This is a genomic window from Streptomyces mangrovi (genome assembly GCF_900114215.1).
Lineage (GTDB): Bacteria > Actinomycetota > Actinomycetes > Streptomycetales > Streptomycetaceae > Streptomyces > Streptomyces barkulensis.
The window spans coordinates 21,873-38,438 of record NZ_FOSG01000033.1; the positions used below are offsets into that span (position 1 = coordinate 21,873).

17 protein-coding genes are annotated in these 16,566 nt (G+C 74.0%); 2 read left to right on the forward strand and 15 right to left on the reverse strand.

The genetic code is table 11. The features are described from left to right. The first annotated feature begins 136 nt into the window (after positions 1-136). On the forward strand, positions 137-829 hold the full coding sequence (locus BM237_RS29480; protein ID WP_175541159.1) for a hypothetical protein: 693 nt from the start codon (positions 137-139) through the stop codon (positions 827-829). Here BM237_RS29480 and BM237_RS27660 read toward each other — a convergent pair. The 15 genes from BM237_RS27660 to BM237_RS29485 all read right to left on the reverse strand — a co-directional run bounded on the left by BM237_RS27660 (position 813) and on the right by BM237_RS29485 (position 16,269). Beyond that, entirely contained in the window at positions 813-2,663 is a 1,851-nt protein-coding gene (locus BM237_RS27660) for a protein kinase domain-containing protein (RefSeq protein ID WP_093852485.1), read from the reverse strand. The two genes, BM237_RS29480 and BM237_RS27660, sit on opposite strands and share 17 nt — an antisense overlap. Positions 2,664-2,811: 148 nt before the next feature. Further along, positions 2,812-3,477 carry a response regulator gene (locus BM237_RS27665; protein WP_093852486.1) on the reverse strand — a complete coding sequence of 222 codons (666 nt, stop codon included), beginning with the start codon at positions 3,475-3,477 and terminating at the stop codon, positions 2,812-2,814. Next, entirely contained in the window at positions 3,474-4,919 is a 1,446-nt protein-coding gene (locus BM237_RS27670; protein ID WP_425443749.1) for a sensor histidine kinase, read from the reverse strand. Before BM237_RS27670 ends, BM237_RS27665 begins: the two co-directional genes overlap by 4 nt. Positions 4,920-4,993: 74 nt before the next feature. Then, positions 4,994-5,773: an alpha/beta hydrolase family protein gene (locus BM237_RS27675; protein WP_093852487.1), complete on the reverse strand. Its 780-nt coding sequence runs from the start codon at positions 5,771-5,773 to the stop codon at positions 4,994-4,996. Continuing rightward, positions 5,766-7,076 carry a kynureninase gene (gene kynU / locus BM237_RS27680; protein WP_093852488.1) on the reverse strand — a complete coding sequence of 437 codons (1,311 nt, stop codon included), beginning with the start codon at positions 7,074-7,076 and terminating at the stop codon, positions 5,766-5,768. Before kynU ends, BM237_RS27675 begins: the two co-directional genes overlap by 8 nt. Further along, positions 7,069-7,962 carry a tryptophan 2,3-dioxygenase family protein gene (locus tag BM237_RS27685; protein ID WP_093852489.1) on the reverse strand — a complete coding sequence of 298 codons (894 nt, stop codon included), beginning with the start codon at positions 7,960-7,962 and terminating at the stop codon, positions 7,069-7,071. The genes kynU and BM237_RS27685 overlap by 8 nt, the downstream gene beginning before the upstream one ends. 174 nt (positions 7,963-8,136) lie before the next feature. Continuing rightward, positions 8,137-8,550: a DUF3151 domain-containing protein gene (locus tag BM237_RS27690; protein WP_093852490.1), complete on the reverse strand. Its 414-nt coding sequence runs from the start codon at positions 8,548-8,550 to the stop codon at positions 8,137-8,139. Between the two features lie 207 nt (positions 8,551-8,757). Next, on the reverse strand, positions 8,758-9,780 hold the full coding sequence (gene fbaA, locus BM237_RS27695) for a class II fructose-bisphosphate aldolase (RefSeq protein ID WP_093852491.1): 1,023 nt from the start codon (positions 9,778-9,780) through the stop codon (positions 8,758-8,760). Between the two features lie 333 nt (positions 9,781-10,113). Next, positions 10,114-10,653, reverse strand: coding sequence for an orotate phosphoribosyltransferase (gene pyrE, locus BM237_RS27700; protein WP_093852492.1), 540 nt, complete (start codon positions 10,651-10,653; stop codon positions 10,114-10,116). Positions 10,654-10,722: 69 nt separating this feature from the next. Continuing rightward, positions 10,723-11,553, reverse strand: coding sequence for an aldose epimerase family protein (locus tag BM237_RS27705; protein ID WP_093852493.1), 831 nt, complete (start codon positions 11,551-11,553; stop codon positions 10,723-10,725). Positions 11,554-11,589: 36 nt separating this feature from the next. Then, the gene (locus BM237_RS27710; RefSeq protein ID WP_175541160.1) at positions 11,590-12,693 is read right to left on the reverse strand and encodes an SRPBCC family protein; all 1,104 of its coding nucleotides are present in this window, start codon (positions 12,691-12,693) and stop codon (positions 11,590-11,592) included. Between the two features lie 117 nt (positions 12,694-12,810). After that, positions 12,811-14,538 (reverse strand): polyamine aminopropyltransferase, encoded by a 1,728-nt coding sequence (locus BM237_RS27715; RefSeq protein WP_093852494.1) that lies wholly within the window; start codon positions 14,536-14,538, stop codon positions 12,811-12,813. 214 nt (positions 14,539-14,752) lie between these two features. Further along, on the reverse strand, positions 14,753-15,286 hold the full coding sequence (locus BM237_RS27720) for a DUF2617 family protein (RefSeq protein WP_093852495.1): 534 nt from the start codon (positions 15,284-15,286) through the stop codon (positions 14,753-14,755). A gap of 250 nt (positions 15,287-15,536) precedes the next feature. After that, on the reverse strand, positions 15,537-15,776 hold the full coding sequence (locus BM237_RS27725; protein ID WP_245794084.1) for a hypothetical protein: 240 nt from the start codon (positions 15,774-15,776) through the stop codon (positions 15,537-15,539). A gap of 166 nt (positions 15,777-15,942) precedes the next feature. Then, positions 15,943-16,269: a hypothetical protein gene (locus BM237_RS29485; protein WP_175541161.1), complete on the reverse strand. Its 327-nt coding sequence runs from the start codon at positions 16,267-16,269 to the stop codon at positions 15,943-15,945. Between BM237_RS29485 and BM237_RS27735 the strand changes: the two genes are divergently transcribed. After that, positions 16,259-16,566 (forward strand): aminotransferase class I/II-fold pyridoxal phosphate-dependent enzyme (locus BM237_RS27735; protein WP_139238195.1); only part of this gene is annotated, 308 nt, incomplete at its 3' end. The two genes, BM237_RS29485 and BM237_RS27735, sit on opposite strands and share 11 nt — an antisense overlap.

Consider the following 16,566-nt stretch of genomic DNA (forward strand, 5'->3'; position numbering starts at 1 on the left):
GGCACCGTACGGGGCGGGCCGGGCCGGGGCCCGTTCCGCCCCGTACGGCCCGTTCCGCCGTACGGGGCAGCCGCGTCATCCCCTCGCACCAACCGGGGATGCGGGGCGGCGGGGACGCTGCTCGCATGGGGGCGACGTGCACCCGAACGCAGCGGAGGTCGCCGCCATGCACTCCCCCCGTCCCCGCGCCCACGCCCCCGTCCGCCTCCGGTGCCGCCGCGCCCGCCGTACGCTGGCCGCCGGTACGGCCGCCGCCGCCCTGGCGCTGGCGGCCGCTCCCACCGCCGCGTCCGCCGCATCCGCCGCGGAGGGCGGGGAGGGGGGCGGCGGGCCGGGCACCGGCCAGGAGCTCACCCTCACCCCCGCCCGCGCGGGCGGGGACGGAGGAAGGGCCCTCGGCGTACGCGCCGTGTGCGAGGCGGGCGGCGCGGGCGGTGTCGTCTCCTCCCCCGCCTTCGAGCGGACCGTCGCGCTCGAACGCGCCGACGACCGTCCCGCCCTGGAGAGACACGCCACCGCCCCTCTGCGGGAGGGACTGGCCGTCGGCGGCAGCTATCCCGTGGTCGCGGTCTGCGGCACCGGGGAACTGCTGTCCGCCTCCTTCACGCACACCGGTGTCGCCGCGGAACCCGGCGCCGGATCGTCCCCGGCGGCGGCCTTCGGCGGGGCGGCGGGGCTGGCTGGACTGACGGGGCTGGCAGGGCTGGCAGGGCTGGCGGCCGGCGCGGTGCTCCTGCGCCACCGCGTCGGCGCCCTGTCCGCGGCACACCGACTGCGCCGGATCGGCGGCCGGCGGGCCGGTGCCGGGCGGATCAGCGGCCGGCCTTGATCCGGTCGTCCTGGAGCGAGGTCAGCCGCAGGACGACCAGGATCGCCAGCACCGTGGCGGGCACGGTCAGGAAGCCGGAGAGGACCGTGAGGGCCGCGCTGCCCTGCGCCTGGTCGACGGTCTCGGCCTCGTACCACGGCTCGTAGTTGAGGATCCCGACGATCATGCCGGCCAGCCACATCGTCCACCAGCCGTTGAGCAGGCCGCGGTTGCTGCTCCGGCGGGGGCCGTACCAGGTGGTACGGGTCGAGGTGGGGTCGCTGTGGTCGCAGACGTCGTTGATGATCTGCTTGGGCATGAAGAACCAGATCACCGGCACCAGCCAGGAGCCGATCGCCCATCCTTGGTGATAACGGATCTGTCCGGGTGCGAACACCTCGGCGTTCGCCCGGACCCGCCAGAACCACACCAGCCACAGCACGATCACCGGCAACTGGAACAGGGCGGAGAGGGCCGCCATCACCTCGGTGGTGTTCCGCAGGGAGTCGTGGTCGATGGCCACGTACTTCAGGGAAGCCCCCTCGTGGAGGCCGTCCAGCTCCCCGTAGACCCGGAAGTCCAGCACGAGCTGCACCAGCGTGCACAGCAGCAGGGCGCTCAGCCCGGCGCTCAGCACGAGGGACAGCGTGCGCGCCGAGCGTGCGACGCCGGGGCGCGCGGCGCCGCCGGGCGCGGGGTAGGGGGCGGTGACCGGGGGCGGGGGCGTGGAGTTCCACGGCCGGGGCGCCTGCCGCGCGTACGGCGCGGCGGCCGGTCCCGACGGATACGCGGGCTGGGGCGGCACGGTCGGCGGAACGGGCGTCGTGTACCCCGGCACGGCCCCCGGCGCGAGTCCCATGTGCGGCGCGGGCGTGCCCGGTGAGACGGGCGGCGCGGACGGAGCCGAACCCGCCGCGGCCCCGGGCCGCGCGAGGGCGCTCGCCGCCGCTTCCGGGTCCTCGCTGTCCAGCAGCCGCACCGCGTGGCGGCCGAGCTGGGCCAGCACCTCGCCCGGCAGCCAGGTCCCGCCGGACGGCGTGTGTGCCGCGACACGGGCGGCCAGAGCGTCCAGGGAGGGCCGGCCGGCCGGGGCCTTGACCAGGCAGTCCGCCACCAGTTCGCGCAGCGGCCCGGACAGGCCGGTCAGGTCGGGCTCCTCCTCCGCGATGCGGAACAGCAGCGCGTGGAAGCCGCTGTCGGCGGTGCCGAACGGCATCCGCCCGGTCGCCGCGTAGGCGAGCACCGCGCCGAGGCAGAACACGTCGCCGGCCGGGGTGACCCGCTCACCGCGCACCTGCTCGGGCGACATGAAGCCCGGCGAGCCGATGACGGCTCCGGTCTGCGTCAGCCCGCTCCCGGTCACGGAGTCCAGGGCGCGGGCGATGCCGAAGTCGATCACCTTCGGCCCGTCGATGGTGACCAGCACGTTCGAGGGCTTCAGGTCGCGGTGCACCAGCTCCGCGCCGTGGATCGCGCGCAGCGCCTCGATCAGCCCGGCGGCCAGCGCGTACACCGAGCGCTCGGGCAGCGGCCCGTAGTCCTCGTCCACCACCTCCTGCAGCGACGGCCCGGCGATGTAGCCGGTGGCCACCCAGGGGGTCGCGGCGTCGGTGTCGGCGTCCAGCACCGGAGCCGTCCACTGGCCGCCGACCCGCCGCGCGGCGTTGACCTCCTTGGCGAAGCGCTCGCGGAAGGAGGGCCGGCCGGCCAGCTCCTCCTGGACGACCTTCACCGCGACCGTACGGCCGCGTTCGGAACGCGCCAGGTAGACCCGGCCCATCCCGCCCGCGCCCAGTCTGCCCAGCAACCTGTACGCGCCGATCCAGCGCGGGTCACCGTCCCCCAGTGGTTCCATCGCGCGCGGCTCCTCCCCGTTCACCTCGTCCGTCGAGAATAGAGGTGCGGACGCACACCGGTGACGACGGCAACCGATCCGTGACCGGTTCCCTCGCGCCAGGACCGGGAGCGGGACCGGGCGCGGGAGCGGGAGCGGGCCGGACGCTTCAGCCTCCGGGGACGACGAGCCCCGACTCGTAGGCGAAGACGGCCGCCTGGGTGCGGTCGCGCAGCCCCAGCTTGACCAGCACCCGGCTGACGTGCGTCTTCACGGTGGACTCGGCGACGACGAGGCGGTCGGCGATCTCGCCGTTGGACAGGCCCCGGGCGACGAGCGCGAGCACCTGCGTCTCGCGCTCGGTCAGATCCCCGATGCGCTCCCTGAGCGGGGTACGCGGACCGGCGGAGGCCGAGAGCCGGGAGAACTCCGCGATCAGCCGCCGGGTGACCGTCGGCGCGAGCAGCGCCTCGCCGGCCGCCACCGTCCGCACCCCGTCGGCCAGTTGACCGGCGGAGGCGTCCTTGAGCAGGAAGCCGCTCGCCCCGGCGCGCAGCGCCTGGTAGACGTACTCGTCCAGGTCGTAGGTGGTCAGGATCAGCACCCTGGCGGCCGAGCCGGAGGCGCAGATCTCGCGGGTGGCCTCCAGCCCGTTGACCACGGGCATGCGGATGTCCATCAGCACGACGTCCGGTTCCAGTCCGGCGACCGCCTCCACGGCCTCGCGCCCGTTGACCGCCTCGCCGACGACCTCCATGTCCGGCTGGGCGTTCAGCAGGACGGAGAAGCCCTCGCGGACCATCATCTGGTCGTCGGTGATCACCACCCGGATCACGGCGCGTCCTTCCGGGGCCCGGCCCCCGGTGCGGCATCCGGTGCGGCATCCGGCCCGTCGTTCGGTGCGGCGTCCGATGCGGTGCCCGATGCGGTGTCGGGCTCCACCGGCAGGAACGCCTCCACCGCGAAGCCGCCGTCCTCGGTCTCCTCCGCCGTCAGCTCGCCCCCGAGCATCGCCGCGCGCTCCCGCATCCCCATCAGCCCGTGCCCGGATCCCTGGGACGCCTTCACCAGGCCGTCCGGCGGCCCGTTGACGATCCGCAGGCCGAGCCCGACCGGTACGTAGCCCAGCTCCACCCGGGCGCTCGCGCCGGGCGCGTGGCGCAGGGCGTTGCTCAGCGCCTCCTGCACGATGCGGTACGCGGACAGCTCCACCCCCTGCGGCAGCGGCCGCTGCCTCCCGGTGGTCACCGACTCCACCTCCAGCCCGGCCCGGCGCACGTTCTCCAGCAGGTCGCCGAGATCGGTGAGGGTGGGCTGCGGCGCCTCGGGGCCCCAGTCGTCCAGGTCGCCCGGCAGATCGGCCCGGACGACGCCCAGGACGCGACGCAGCTCGGTCAGGGCCGTCACCGCGTTCCGGCGGATGCCGGCCAGCGCCGCCACCAGTTCCTCGGGCGGGTCCTGGACGCGGTAGGGGGCCGCCTCGGCCTGGATGGCGACCACCGACATGTGATGGGCCACCACATCGTGCAGCTCGCGGGCGATGGTGGTGCGCTCCTCCAGCAGGGTGCGCCGGGACCGCTCCTCCTCCACCACCGCGACCTGCTCGACGACCTGCCGCCGCGAGTCGCGCCAGCCGCGCACGGCGAGCAGCAGGGTGAGGGCGATCCCCGAGACCACCGTCATGGCGAAGGCGACCGCGGCGCCCCGGTGGGGGTCCGTCGCGGCGGCGAGCCCGCCGGCCAGCGCGGTCAGCAGCCACATGTGGACCGAGGTCCGGGGCCCGGTGCGGGCGGCGACGACCAGCAGCACCACCAGATGCGCCACGAAGGAGACGCCCGTCCAGGGCCAGGCGACCCATACTCCGGGGGCGACGGCCGCCGTGAAGAGCATGCCGCCGAGCGACAGCCAGAAGGCACCGATCGGCCGGAATATCAGCACGACCAGCGGCACGCCGAGGAACAGCGCCCGGACGAAACTTCCGTCACTGGAGTAGGAGTTGACGACCTCGATGAACATCAGCAGCAGCGCCAGGCCCACCAGGGCCAGGTGCGGCAGCCGGCGTGCCGGGCCGCGCAGGGCGGCGGGCAGCGGGCGCAGCAGGCGGTGGTCCCCGGGCAGCGGGGGCAGCGGCCGGAAGGCGAAGGCCCCGGTCAGCAGGTCCGCGCGCAGGTCGTGCAGGGCGTCGCGGGCCATCCGCAGCTCGGTGGGCTGCCGGGAGCCGCCGGTCGTCCCGGTGGCCGCCGTCTTCGTCGCGGCGGTTTTCGCGGTGTCTGTCACGGTGACGACACTAGGGACCGCGGGCGCCGGAGTCGTCCGCCCGCGGTCGCATCCTCAGAGGTCCGTCTCAGGTACTACAGGCCCGGGCGTCTCACGCCCGCGTACCGCACCAACTCCCGTGCCGCCAAAGCGAAGGCCGCCGTGCCCGGGGTGACGGGCGCGTAGTGGCCGGTGCCGGGCAGCTCGGTGAGCCGGGCGGCCGGCCGGGCGGCGGCATAGCGGCGGGACAGCTCGACGGGCACGTCCGCGTCCTCGGTGCCGTGCAGCAGCACCACGGGAGCCGCCCCGGGGTCCGGCGGCGGCAGCGATATCGGGTCCGCTTCGGCCAGCCGGGCCGCGAGGTGCTCCTCACCGCCCAGCAGCTCGGCCACCGCGCCGCCGCTCAGGCCCAGTTCATGGGCGCGGGCGAGGTCGGCGACCGGGGCGACGGCGACCACCGGGCACCGCGCCAGGCCCCGGGAGGCCGCCCACAGGGCGAGGTGGCCGCCCGCCGAGTGCCCGGCCAGCGCCCGCAGCTCCCCCACCCCGCGCAGATGCTCCAGGGCGGCGCCGACGTCGTCGAACGTACCCGGCAGGCCGCCGCCCCCGCCGACGCGCCGGTACTCCACCAGCGCCACCCGCAGCCCGTACCCGCCGGCCAGCTCGGCGGCGAGCGGGGACAGATGGGCGCGGTCGTACGCCTCCCGCCAGAAGCCGCCGTGCAGGACGGCCACCAGGGGCGCGCCGGGCGGGCCGTACAGGTCGATCGCCTGCGAGGGGTGGGAGCCGTAGCGCTCGCCGGCGGACGGCGCCACCGGGGCCAGGCCCAGCAGCGCCGCCTCCTCCGCCCCGCCCGCGGCCGCCGTCTCAGGCATCGCGCTCCGCCAGCACCTCGCCGAGGACCCGGGCGGCCAGCTCGGCGTCGGCGAAGGACGTGTACAGCGGGGTGAAGCCGAAGCGCAGCACGTCCGGGCGGCGGAAGTCGCCCACCACGCCGCGCGCGACCAGCTCCGCCATCACCTCCCCGGCGTCCGCGCAGCGCAGCGCGACCTGGCTGCCGCGCCGGGCGTGCTCGGCCGGGGTCACGGACTCCACCCGCCCGGCGGGTACACAGCTCTCCACACAGCGCAGGAAGAAGTCCGTCAGGGCCAGGCTCTTGGCGCGTACGGCCGCCACGTCCACCCCGTCCCAGACCTTCAGCGCCTCCTCCAGCGCCAGCATGGACAGGATGTCCGGCGTACCGACCCGGCCGCGCCGCGCGCCGTCGGCGGGCTCGTACTCCGGGGTCATGCCGAACGGGTCGGCGTGCGAGTGCCAGCCGGGCAGCGGGGAGTCGAAGCGCGGCTGGAGACCACTGCGGACGTAGAGGTACGCCGGGGCGCCGGGGCCGCCGTTGAGGTACTTGTACGTGCAGCCGACGGCCAGGTCCACGCCGTGCTCGTCCAGCCCGACCGGGAGGGCGCCCGCGCTGTGGCACAGGTCCCACACCGTGTACGCCCCCGCCTCGTGGGCGGCGGCGGTGATGCCGGGCAGGTCGTGGAGTTCGCCGGTGCGGTAGTCGACGTGGTTGACCAGCACGGCGGCGGTGCGCGGGCCCACCGAGCCGGGGATGCCCCCGGCCGGGATCGCACGGACCGCGGCGCCGGTCAGCCGGGCCGCGGAGGCGGCGATGTAGCCGTCGGTGGGGAAGGTGGTGGCGTCCACCAGCAGATCGGTGCGGGCCGGGTTGTCCTCACGGGCCATCCGGATCGCGGCGACCACCGCCTTGAGGACGTTGACGCTGGTGGAGTCGCCCGCCACGATCTGGCCGGGCGCGGCGCCGACGATCGGGGCGATCAGATCGCCGACCCGCTCGGGCGCGGTCCACCAGCCGGACTCGGTCCAGGACCGGATCCGCAGCCGCCCCCACTCGCGCTCCACCACGTCGGCGACGCGTGCGGGCACGGAACGGGGCAGTGCGCCGAGGGAGTTGCCGTCGAGGTAGACGACGCGCTCGCCCTTCTCGTCCTCCAGGACGAAGGCGTCGCGTCGGCCGGCCAGACCGTCGGCGGCGTCGAGCTTCGCGGCCTCCTCGCGTAGGGCGGTGTTCCCGGGGGTGTTTCCGCGGGTGTCCCCGGCTGCGTTTCCGGCTGCGTTCTCGGAGGCGTTCTCGGAGGCGTTCTCGGTTGCTTCAGACATAGCTGCGGGCCGTCCAGAGCTCGGGGAAGACGTTCTTGCGGGCGCGCTTCTCCAGCCAGGCCACACCCGCGGAACCACCGGTGCCCTGTTTGGAGCCCATCGCGCGGCGGGTGGCCACCAGATGGTCGTTGCGCCAGCGCCAGACCTGCTCGGCCACCTCGGTCAGCGCCTCGCCCAGGCGCAGCAGCTCGCTGCCGGGGTCGCCGGAGTAGATCCGCGCCCAGACCTGCTCCACCCGCGGATGGGGCTCGTACCGCTGCGAGACGTCCCGGCCGGTGACCTCCTCGGGGATGTCCTCGCCGCGGCGGGCGAGATAGCGCAGCACCTCGTCGTACAGGCTCGGCTCGTGCAGCGCCTTCTCCAGCTCGTCGTACACGCGCGGCGCGCCGCGGTGCGGGACGAGCATGGACGCGGACTTCTCCCCGAGCATGAACTCCATGCGCCGGTACATCGCGGACTGGAAGCCGGACCCCTCGCCGAGGGCACCGCGGTAGGCGTTGAACTGCGCCGGGGTGAGGTGGGCCAGGGGCTCCCAGGAGGCGTTGAGCGAGAGCATCTCGTACACCGAGCGCTTGAGCGCCTCCAGCGCGGTGCGGGGGTCGTCCGCGCGCAGCGCCCGGGAGGCGACCGTCCACTCGTGGACGATGACGGTGAACCACAGCTCCATCACCTGTGTGGTCACCAGGAAGGACATCTCTCCGGGGTCGTCGGAGAGGGGGTGCTGGAGGTGGGTGAGGACGTCCGCCCTGACGTAGTCCTCGTACGGGGTGGTGCCCGCGAAGTCGAGGTTCGGGTTCTCCGAACCGTTCTCGGCTCCGGGGCCGGTTCCGGACTGCGCTCCGGTCGGCTGTGACGTCCTGGACGGTTCTGACGACTCTGACGGCATGGCTGTTCTCTGTTCTCCTCGCGCGCTCGCCCGGGGTCGCCGGGCCTTCTCCGCAGATCATCGGTTCGGGACCCGGCGACGGCAAGGGCCGATCGGGAGGGATCTCCCGTCAGAGGGTGTCTCCCGTCAGGAGAACTGTCGGGAGAGTTGTCGGGAGAGCTGTCGGGAGAACTCTCAGGAGAGCGTCGCCGCCGCGGTGGGCGAGCTCTCCTTCAGGAAGGTGTTGCAGCGCTCGTACTCCTCCTGCTCGCCGATGGCCTGGGCGGCGCGGGCGAGAGCGTGCAGGGCGCGCAGGAAGCCCCTGTTCGGCTCGTGCTCGAAGGGGATCGGGCCGTGTCCCTTCCAGCCGCTGCGGCGCAGGGCGTCCAGGCCGCGGTGGTAGCCGGTGCGGGCGTACGCGTACGACTCGACCGTGCGTCCGGCCGTGAAGGCATCGTCCGCGAGCTGTGCCCAGGCCAGGGAGGAGGTCGGGTGCTTCGCGGCGACCTCGGCGGGCGAGGTGCCCGAGGCGAGCAGCTCACGCGGCTCGGGATCGTCGGGAAGGTGGGTCGGGGGCGGTCCCCCGAGCAGGTTCTCGTGAATGGCCATGGCCCCAGTCTGCACGCTCGCCGCCGATGTGCGGAGGGCGGCGTGCGGAGGCGATCGCGGAGGGCGGTACGCGGCGAGCCCGGTGCCCGGCGGGTGCCGGGTACCGGGCTCGTGTCCGTCCGCGTCCCCCGCCCGGGCCCGGGCGGCCGTACAGGAGGCCGCACGGGGAGGCCGCACGGGGAGACGCGGGTGCTACCTCATCGGGTGTTACTTCATGCGGGTGCCGGTGGAGCGCAGGTCGGCGCACGCCTTGGCGACGCGCTCGGCCATGCTCTTCTCGGCCAGCTTGCCCCAGCTGCGCGGGTCGTAGGTCTTCTTGTCACCGACCTCGCCGTCCACCTTCAGCACACCGTCGTAGTTGCGGAACATGTGGTCCGCGACGGGGCGGGTGAACGCGTACTGGGTGTCGGTGTCGAGGTTCATCTTCACCACGCCGTTGTCCAGCGCGGTGGCGATCTCCTGCTCGGTGGAGCCGGAGCCGCCGTGGAAGACGAAGTCGAACGGGTTCTGCTTGCCGAACTTGGCGGCCACGCCCTCCTGGAGGTCCTTCAGCAGCTCGGGGCGGAGCACGACGTTGCCCGGCTTGTAGACGCCGTGGACGTTACCGAAGGAGGCGGCCAGCAGATAGCGGCCCTTCTCGCCCAGGCCCAGGGCCTCGGCGGTGCGGATGGCGTCGTCGACGGTGGTGTACAGCTCGTCGTTGATCTCGTGGCTGACACCGTCCTCCTCGCCACCGGTCGGGGTGATCTCGACCTCGAGGATGATCTTCGCGGCAGCGGCGGCGGCCAGCAGCTCCTGGGCGATCTCCAGGTTGTCGGCCAGGGTCTCGGCCGAGCCGTCCCACATGTGGGACTGGAACAGCGGGTTCATGCCCGCCTCGACGCGCTTGCGGGAGAGCTCCAGCAGCGGGCGTACGTAGCCGTCCAGCTTGCCCTTGGGGCAGTGGTCGGTGTGCAGCGCGATGTTGACCGGGTACTTCTCGGCGACGATGTGCGCGAACTCGGCCAGCGCGACCGCACCGGTCACCATGTCCTTGCTGTACTGGCCGCCCAGGAACTCGGCGCCGCCGGTGGAGATCTGGATGATGCCGTCGCTCTCCGCCTCGGCGAAACCGCGCAGCGCGGCGTGCAGCGTCTGCGTCGAGGTCACATTGATGGCGGGGTAGGCGAACCTGCCTGCCTTCGCCCTGTCGAGCATCTCGTTGTAGACCTCGGGGGTTGCGATGGGCATCTGTCCGCTCCTTGATGGTGTGCGAAGCTCTACGGCTCTGGTGTGGGTCAACGGAACGACGTCATCGTCGTCCCCATCCTCCCAGACGTGTGAGGTTGCTCCACCCCCGCGTCCGGGGGGCGGGACGGGAGTCCGGAGAGGGACCGGTTCGCGTACCGCGCCCGGCCGGGGACCGGCCGGGCGCGGGTTGGATTCACCCCCACACCGCCGGCCGGGCCACAGAGAGTCACCGTTTCACGTGAAACAGTGACCCTCACGGACCTCTCCGGTTGCCCCGCGAGGTTTGCACTGAGCGGGAACCGGAGTCGGAACCGAGGCCGGCGGAGGAAGGGGTCAGGACAGGTCCAGGTCCTCCAGCCCGTACGCCTGGTAGTACGGCAGTCCCGCCTTCTCGATCGCCGGAGCCGCGCCTCGCTCGACGATGACCGCCACGCCCACGACCTCCGCACCGGCCTCCCGCAGCGCCTCGACGGCAGTGAGGACCGAGCCGCCCGTGGTGGAGGTGTCCTCGACCGCCAGCACCCTGCGGCCCGCCACGTCCGGCCCCTCGATCCGGCGCTGGAGGCCATGGGCCTTGCCCGCCTTGCGGACGACGAACGCGTCCAGCTTCCGGCCGCGCGCGGCGGCGGCGTGCAGCATCGCGGTGGCCACCGGGTCGGCGCCGAGAGTCAGGCCTCCCACCGCGTCGTACTCGACGTCGGCGGTCAGATCGAGCAGCACCTGCCCGACCAGCGGAGCCGCCTCGGCGTCCAGGGTGATCCGGCGGAGATCGACGTAGTAGTCGGCCTCCTTGCCGGAGGAGAGGGTCACCCTGCCGTGGACCACGGCCTTGTCCTTGATCTGCTGCAGAAGCTTCTCGCGCGCGTCGCTCATGCCGATGAGCCTAAGCCAGCCCCGCAGCGCCTCCGCGCCGCTCCCCTCGGCCCCGGCTCTACGCCGGCTCTACGCCGGCCTGCGCCACGACCAGACCGTGGAGACCTCCAGCGGGTCGATGGGCGTGACCAGGCGCGGGTGGGAGTTGAGCCCGTCGGGCGGGCCGGTCTGCGGCTCCACGCAGACGGCCTCGGGCTGCTCGTCGTAGACGACCACCCACTCGGCGCGGCTGGTGACCTTCAGCTCCAGCTCACCCGGCCAGGTCAGCGTCACATCCACCCCGTCCGGCATGCCGAAGCAGTCGTCCCAGGGGCCCGGACGCGGCTCGGTGCGGCGGCCGGTGGGGATGTGGTCCTCGCCGCGCTCCTCCTGCCAGGCGGGCGCGAAGTCCAGCGTCACGTCCTGCCCGCCCTGCCCCAGGTTGCGCAGGAACCAGGGGTGCCAGCCGGCCTGCGCCGGGAAGGAGTCCCCGGCCGTCTCCACACCCAGCGTGAGGGTGAGCCCGCCGCCGTCCTCTGCCAGTTCCACCACCTGGGTCACCCGGCCGGGCCAGGGCCAGGGGTCGGTGAGGTCGTGGTAGAAGGACGCGGTCCGCCCGTCGCTGCGGACGGTGTGCCAGGGAGCGGTCCGCACGGTGCCGTGGATGGCGTGCTCCCCGGCGGTCACGGGAAGCTGGTACCGCTCGCCGCCGTTGAGGAATCGCCCCTGCCGGGTCCGCCCGCACCAGGGCACCATCACGAACGCGCCGTACCGCTCACCCTGCCTCAGCACCTCCGTACCGTCGATGCGCAGGGAGGAGATCCGGCAGCCGCGCGCCGGGTCGACGGTCACCTCGGTGCCGCCGGCTCGCAGACGGACTCCGCTGTCTGTGTCTTGGGCATCATGGACAGTCACATCCATGACCTTAACCGCGAGAGCCGGGGCCAACCGCGATCTTCAGCGCCGGCGCCGCAGCACACGGCCCACCACGACCGCCGAGGCCACCGCCAGCGCCGCCGCCGGGGCGGCCCAGCGCAGCACCGCCGCGGCCGGGGAGACCTCCTCGGGTGGGGGCACGGGGGCGTAGCGGCCGCGCGGCGGGGCGTGGTCGACCTCCTCGGCGCTGCGTCCGATCATCGTCCGGCGGGCGTGGGCCGCTTCGGCGGCGGACCGCGACTCCTCGTCCAGTTCGTCGACGAGGTCGTCGGTGAGCCCGCCGCCCTCGAACTCCCCGCCGCCGAAACCGTCCTCGCTCGACGGGTCCAGCGAGGAGGGCGGAACCTCGACGTCGAAGACCCCCCGGGCCCGGGCCTCCTCGGCCGGGACGTCCGGGACGCCGGGCTCCTCCGGCTCCCCCGCCTTCCCGGTGCTTCCCGCGCTTCCGGCGTCCCCGCCGTTCCTGGCGTCCGCGGAGCCGGGCGTCTCGGGTGCGGGGATGCCCGGGATCACGGGCTCGTTGTCGTCGGGCTCGCCGATCCCGCCGGGCGTGGCGACCGTACCCGCGGCCTCCACCGGGGAGACCGGATCGGCCGCCATGCCGGCGGCCAGCTCACCGCCGAAACGGTCCAGCAGCCGACGGCCGGCGGCAGCCCGCTGCTTCTCCTCGAACTCCGTGATCCGGCCGCTGCCGCGCAGCTTCCCGGTGCAGAGAAGCACGGTGCCCTCGCCGTCGTCGGCCGGGCGCGGCACGATCGTCAGGGCCAGCTCCACCGAGCCGTCGCCCCTGGCCTCGGAGCCCTCTCCGCGGACCGTGCAGGCACCGCCCTCGCCGCCCTCACCGCCTTCGCCACTTTCGCCGTCCGTGTCATGCGTGTCGTGCGTCAGGCGCAGGCTGCCGCGGTAGGTGATGCTGGAGCCGCCGATCCGCACCCGCAGCCGCCCCCGGACGACCGCGCCGTCCCCGGCGCCGCCGGGCACCGCGTCCGGGGTCTCGGGTTCCGGTGCCTCGGGTTCCAGGGCTTCGGGCTGGAGCCCCGGCACACAGCGCACGACGCGCTCCGGCTCGGCGAGCGCCGCCCGCACGGCCGCGGCAGTGAACGGAACGTACACCTCATGCTCCATGGGGCGGAGCCTACCCAGTACCTCCCCCGCCAGTGCCCGCTCCGTACGGGCGTCGGCACGTCGTGCTCCGCGCGCCCCTCGTCCCTCGCCTCCCGCCCTCTTCGCCCGGACGCGTCCTCAGTCCCGGTAGCGGGGGTGCGTCAGAGTGGAGGGCCGCAGGCCGGCGATACGGTTCTGCTCCGCGCGAGCCTCGGCGCGGCGCAGGTCCGCCGCGCCGAAGGCGCGCGGGGCCGGGCCGCCCGGCCCGAGGGCGAGCGGCGGCGGGGCGCCGTGCGCCGCCAGCACGAAGCCCCAGTCGCCTGGCCGTTCCCGGCCGCCCGCGGCCGTACCGTCGCGCTCCTGCGGGCGGCCGGGAACGGCGGTGGAGCCGGACAGCCGCCCGTCCACCGCGTAGGGCGCGGTGCGCAGGCCCGCGGTCCGCAGCGTGGTCTCGACCGTCCAGTACGTGCGGGGGCGTTCTCCGGCCGGTCCCGCGTGCACCACCAGCCGTCCCCGCTCCGACAGCGCCCGCGCGGCCAGCCCGAAGAACTCCTGCGAGTACAGCCGGGAGCTGTCCGAGGCGCCGGGATCGGGCAGATCGGAGACGATCACGTCGTACGGCGGCCGGCCGGAGTCCGGCCGGGAGCGCAGCCAGTCGAAGGCGTCCCCCTTCTCCACCCGCACCCGCGGGTCGTCCAGCGAACGGCGGTTGAGGCGGCCGAGCACCGGGTCGGTGCGGGCCAGTTCCACGACACCGGGGTCGAGTTCCACCACCGTCGCCGACTCCACCCCCGGGTGGCGCAGCACCTCGCGCAGGGCCAGTCCGTCACCGCCGCCCAGGACCAGCACCCTGCCGTGCGGGCCGGCCGCCATCGCGGGGTGGACCAGCGCCTCGTGGTAGCGCCGCTCGTCCCCGCCGCACACCCGCAGCCGGCCGTCGAGGAACATCCCGAAACCGGCCGGCTCGCCTGCGCCGGAGTGCCGGACGCCCTCGGTGAGCACGATCTCCTGGACGGCGGTGTTCCGCACCGCCCGCACCTCGCCGCCGTACACCGCCCGGCGTGCGGCCTGCTCGAAGGAGTCGACGACGGCGATGCCGGTGACCAGCAGTGCCACCACCAGTGCGTTGACGAGCAGCAGTGCGCGGCGCGAGCGGGGCGACAGGTCGCCGCGGAACAGCCACAGCACCAGCACGCCGCCCGCGACGGCGTTCACCGTCCCGACCGCCAGGGCTCCCGGGAGCTGGCCCATCAGCGGGAGGAGCAGGAAGGGGAAGGCGAGCCCGCCGACGAGGGCGCCCACGTAGTCCGCGGCGAACAGGTCGGCGACCGCGCCGCCGGCGTCCTGTTCCCGGATCCGCTGGATGAGGGTCATCAGCAGCGGCATCTCGGCGCCGATGAGCACCCCGATGACCAGCGAGAAACCGATCAGCACCGCCACCGAGCCGCCGACCCAGGCGAAGTAGGCGTACAGCGCCATCGCCGAGCCTCCGCCGACCAGTGCCAGCAGCGCCTCGACGATCCCGAACCCGGCCGCGGCGCGGGTGCGCAGCCGCTTGGCGAGCAGCGATCCCAGGCCCATGGCGAAGACCATCACCGACAGCACGACGGAGGTGTGGGTGACGGAGTCGCCGGCCAGATGGGAGCCGAGTGCGACGAGTTCGAGTTCGTAGACGAGACCGCAGGCGGCGCAGACGAAGACCGCGGCGAGGACGAGGAACCGTCCGGCCCCGGGCGGTACGGGCAGCCGTGCGGGCTCCTGCGACGGCTCCTGCGGCGGCTCCTGCGACGGGGCCCGCGGCGGCTCCTTCCGGGGCGGCGAGGACCCCGACACCCCCGCCGGTACGGAAGCGGGCGTTTCGATCATGTCGGGAACGCTACGGGACGCCTCCCGCGAGTCCTGTCACCCACACAGGTGCAATGAACCGCACATGCGCGCGAACCGACACCCTCTGATCCGGCGTACGGCGCGTACATCCCGGCCGGAGCGCGGAGCGCGTCGAGGGCGCGCGGCAGATCCGGGGCGCGCGTCGCATATCCGCGTACGCCCCGTACCCGTACCCGTACCGGCCGCGCCGGGATCACACGCCCACCCGCTCCGGTTCCCGCACGCGCACCCCCACTCTGGTGTGGGTCACGACGAGCCGCCGCTCCTGCGGGTAGGCGTGCCAGGTCCGCCAGTGCGTCTGGCCGCCGCGCCGCTGGACCAGCAGGGCGGTGAAGGCGTTCGGGTTGCCGGGGAAGGTGCCGGCCAGCCCGTGCGGGTGATCCGCGACGAGCGCGAGCAGCTCCTGGGCGCGCCCCGTGAAGGAGCCGCCGGGGAGCGTCTCGACACGTGCCGCGAACGCGTACTCCCAGTCGTCCATCCGTTTCGACACCCCCAGCGGCAGCGGTGTCCTGCTGCCGGGGATGCACGCCACGGTCTCCGAGCAGAAGATGCCGCCCGCGTCTGCGAGCAGCACCTGGTGCGATGCGCCGAGCAGTCTCAACTGGACTGCCGTTCCCTGGAGTTCGAGATCCAGTCTCGCCAGGGCCGGCATGGGGTCGCGCCCGAGTGCCCAGGCGAGGTCACCGGCGCGGGTGTCGGTGTACGGGGTCTTGAGATCGGTGAGCATGGGTCGGCTCCGCAACGCAGTGAGGGCGGGCCGACTCAGCCCCCTGGAACAGGGCCCCGAAGGGGGACAGGGATGCTGCCTGCCGCCGGCTCGCGCCCACGTGAGGTCCGGGTACATCAGTCACCGAACCACGGAATGTGCGGCTCCTACAGGCTTTTTACTCACCTTCGTCTGTTTTCCATACCAGCGGGGGCCTAGTGGGTCAGATGTTCTCCCCGTTGAACTGCAACCGCCGTACGGGTGAATGGCGTCAGGCGCCTCCGCATCCCCCGCCGCCACCGCCGCACCCACCGCCACCACCGCCACCGCACGACGAACCGCCGTCGTGCGAACCGCCGTCGTGGTAGCCGCCGGGGGCTCCGGTCCACACCCCCAGAGCTCCCCCGCCGACGCTCCGCCGGGTGCGGCGACTCCCTCTCGTGACCGCGCCGACCGCCACCACGGCCAGCACCAGGACCAGAACCATGCAGATGATGACGACCGCCGTCATGGCATCCCCCTCATGTCCCCTCGTCTCCCCCGTGCCCGCACATCCCCCGCGCGGGCTTGAGGTCACGATCCCCCCGCGCCGCCCGCGTCAAAGCGGAGTTGAGGAAGTCCAGAGCTTCCGGGCGGTGGCCGGGGCGCCGTTCCCGCCGGGGTCGGCCCGGCGCCGCTCAGTCCCCTCCGCCTCCTCCACCGCATCCGCCACCCGAGTCGCCACCCGAACCACCGTCCGAACCGCCGTCCCCCCACCAGCCGCTGTCACCGCCGCCGGACGAACCGCCCCTGCGGCCCCCGGCCGCCCGGCGCCCGCCCCGCAGGGCCGGAACGACCACCGCCAGGACCAGCAGCACCATGAACACGGCGAGACCGCCGACCAACCACCCCACCACGACACCCCTCTCCAGCGCCCCCGCCGGGGCCGCCGTCACGACATCCGCAGCAAAGCACGGGCGGGGGGAGTTGAGGAAGCCGGGCACCGGGCGGAGGATGGCCGCCATGACCTCCACCGGACGACCGCTGCTCAACCGCCGCCTGGCCGGGTTCGGCACGACGGTCTTCGCCGAGATGTCGGCGCTGGCCGTCCGGACCGGATCGATCAACCTGGGCCAGGGCTTCCCCGACACCGACGGGCCCGAACAGGTCCGCGAGGCCGCCGTGCGCGCCCTGCGGGAGGGCAAGGGCAACCAGTACCCGCCCGGCCCCGGCGTCCCGGAGCTGCGCGCCGCGATCGCCGACCACCAGCGGCGCTTTTACGGCCTGGAGTACGACCCCGACACCGAGGTCCTCGTCACCGC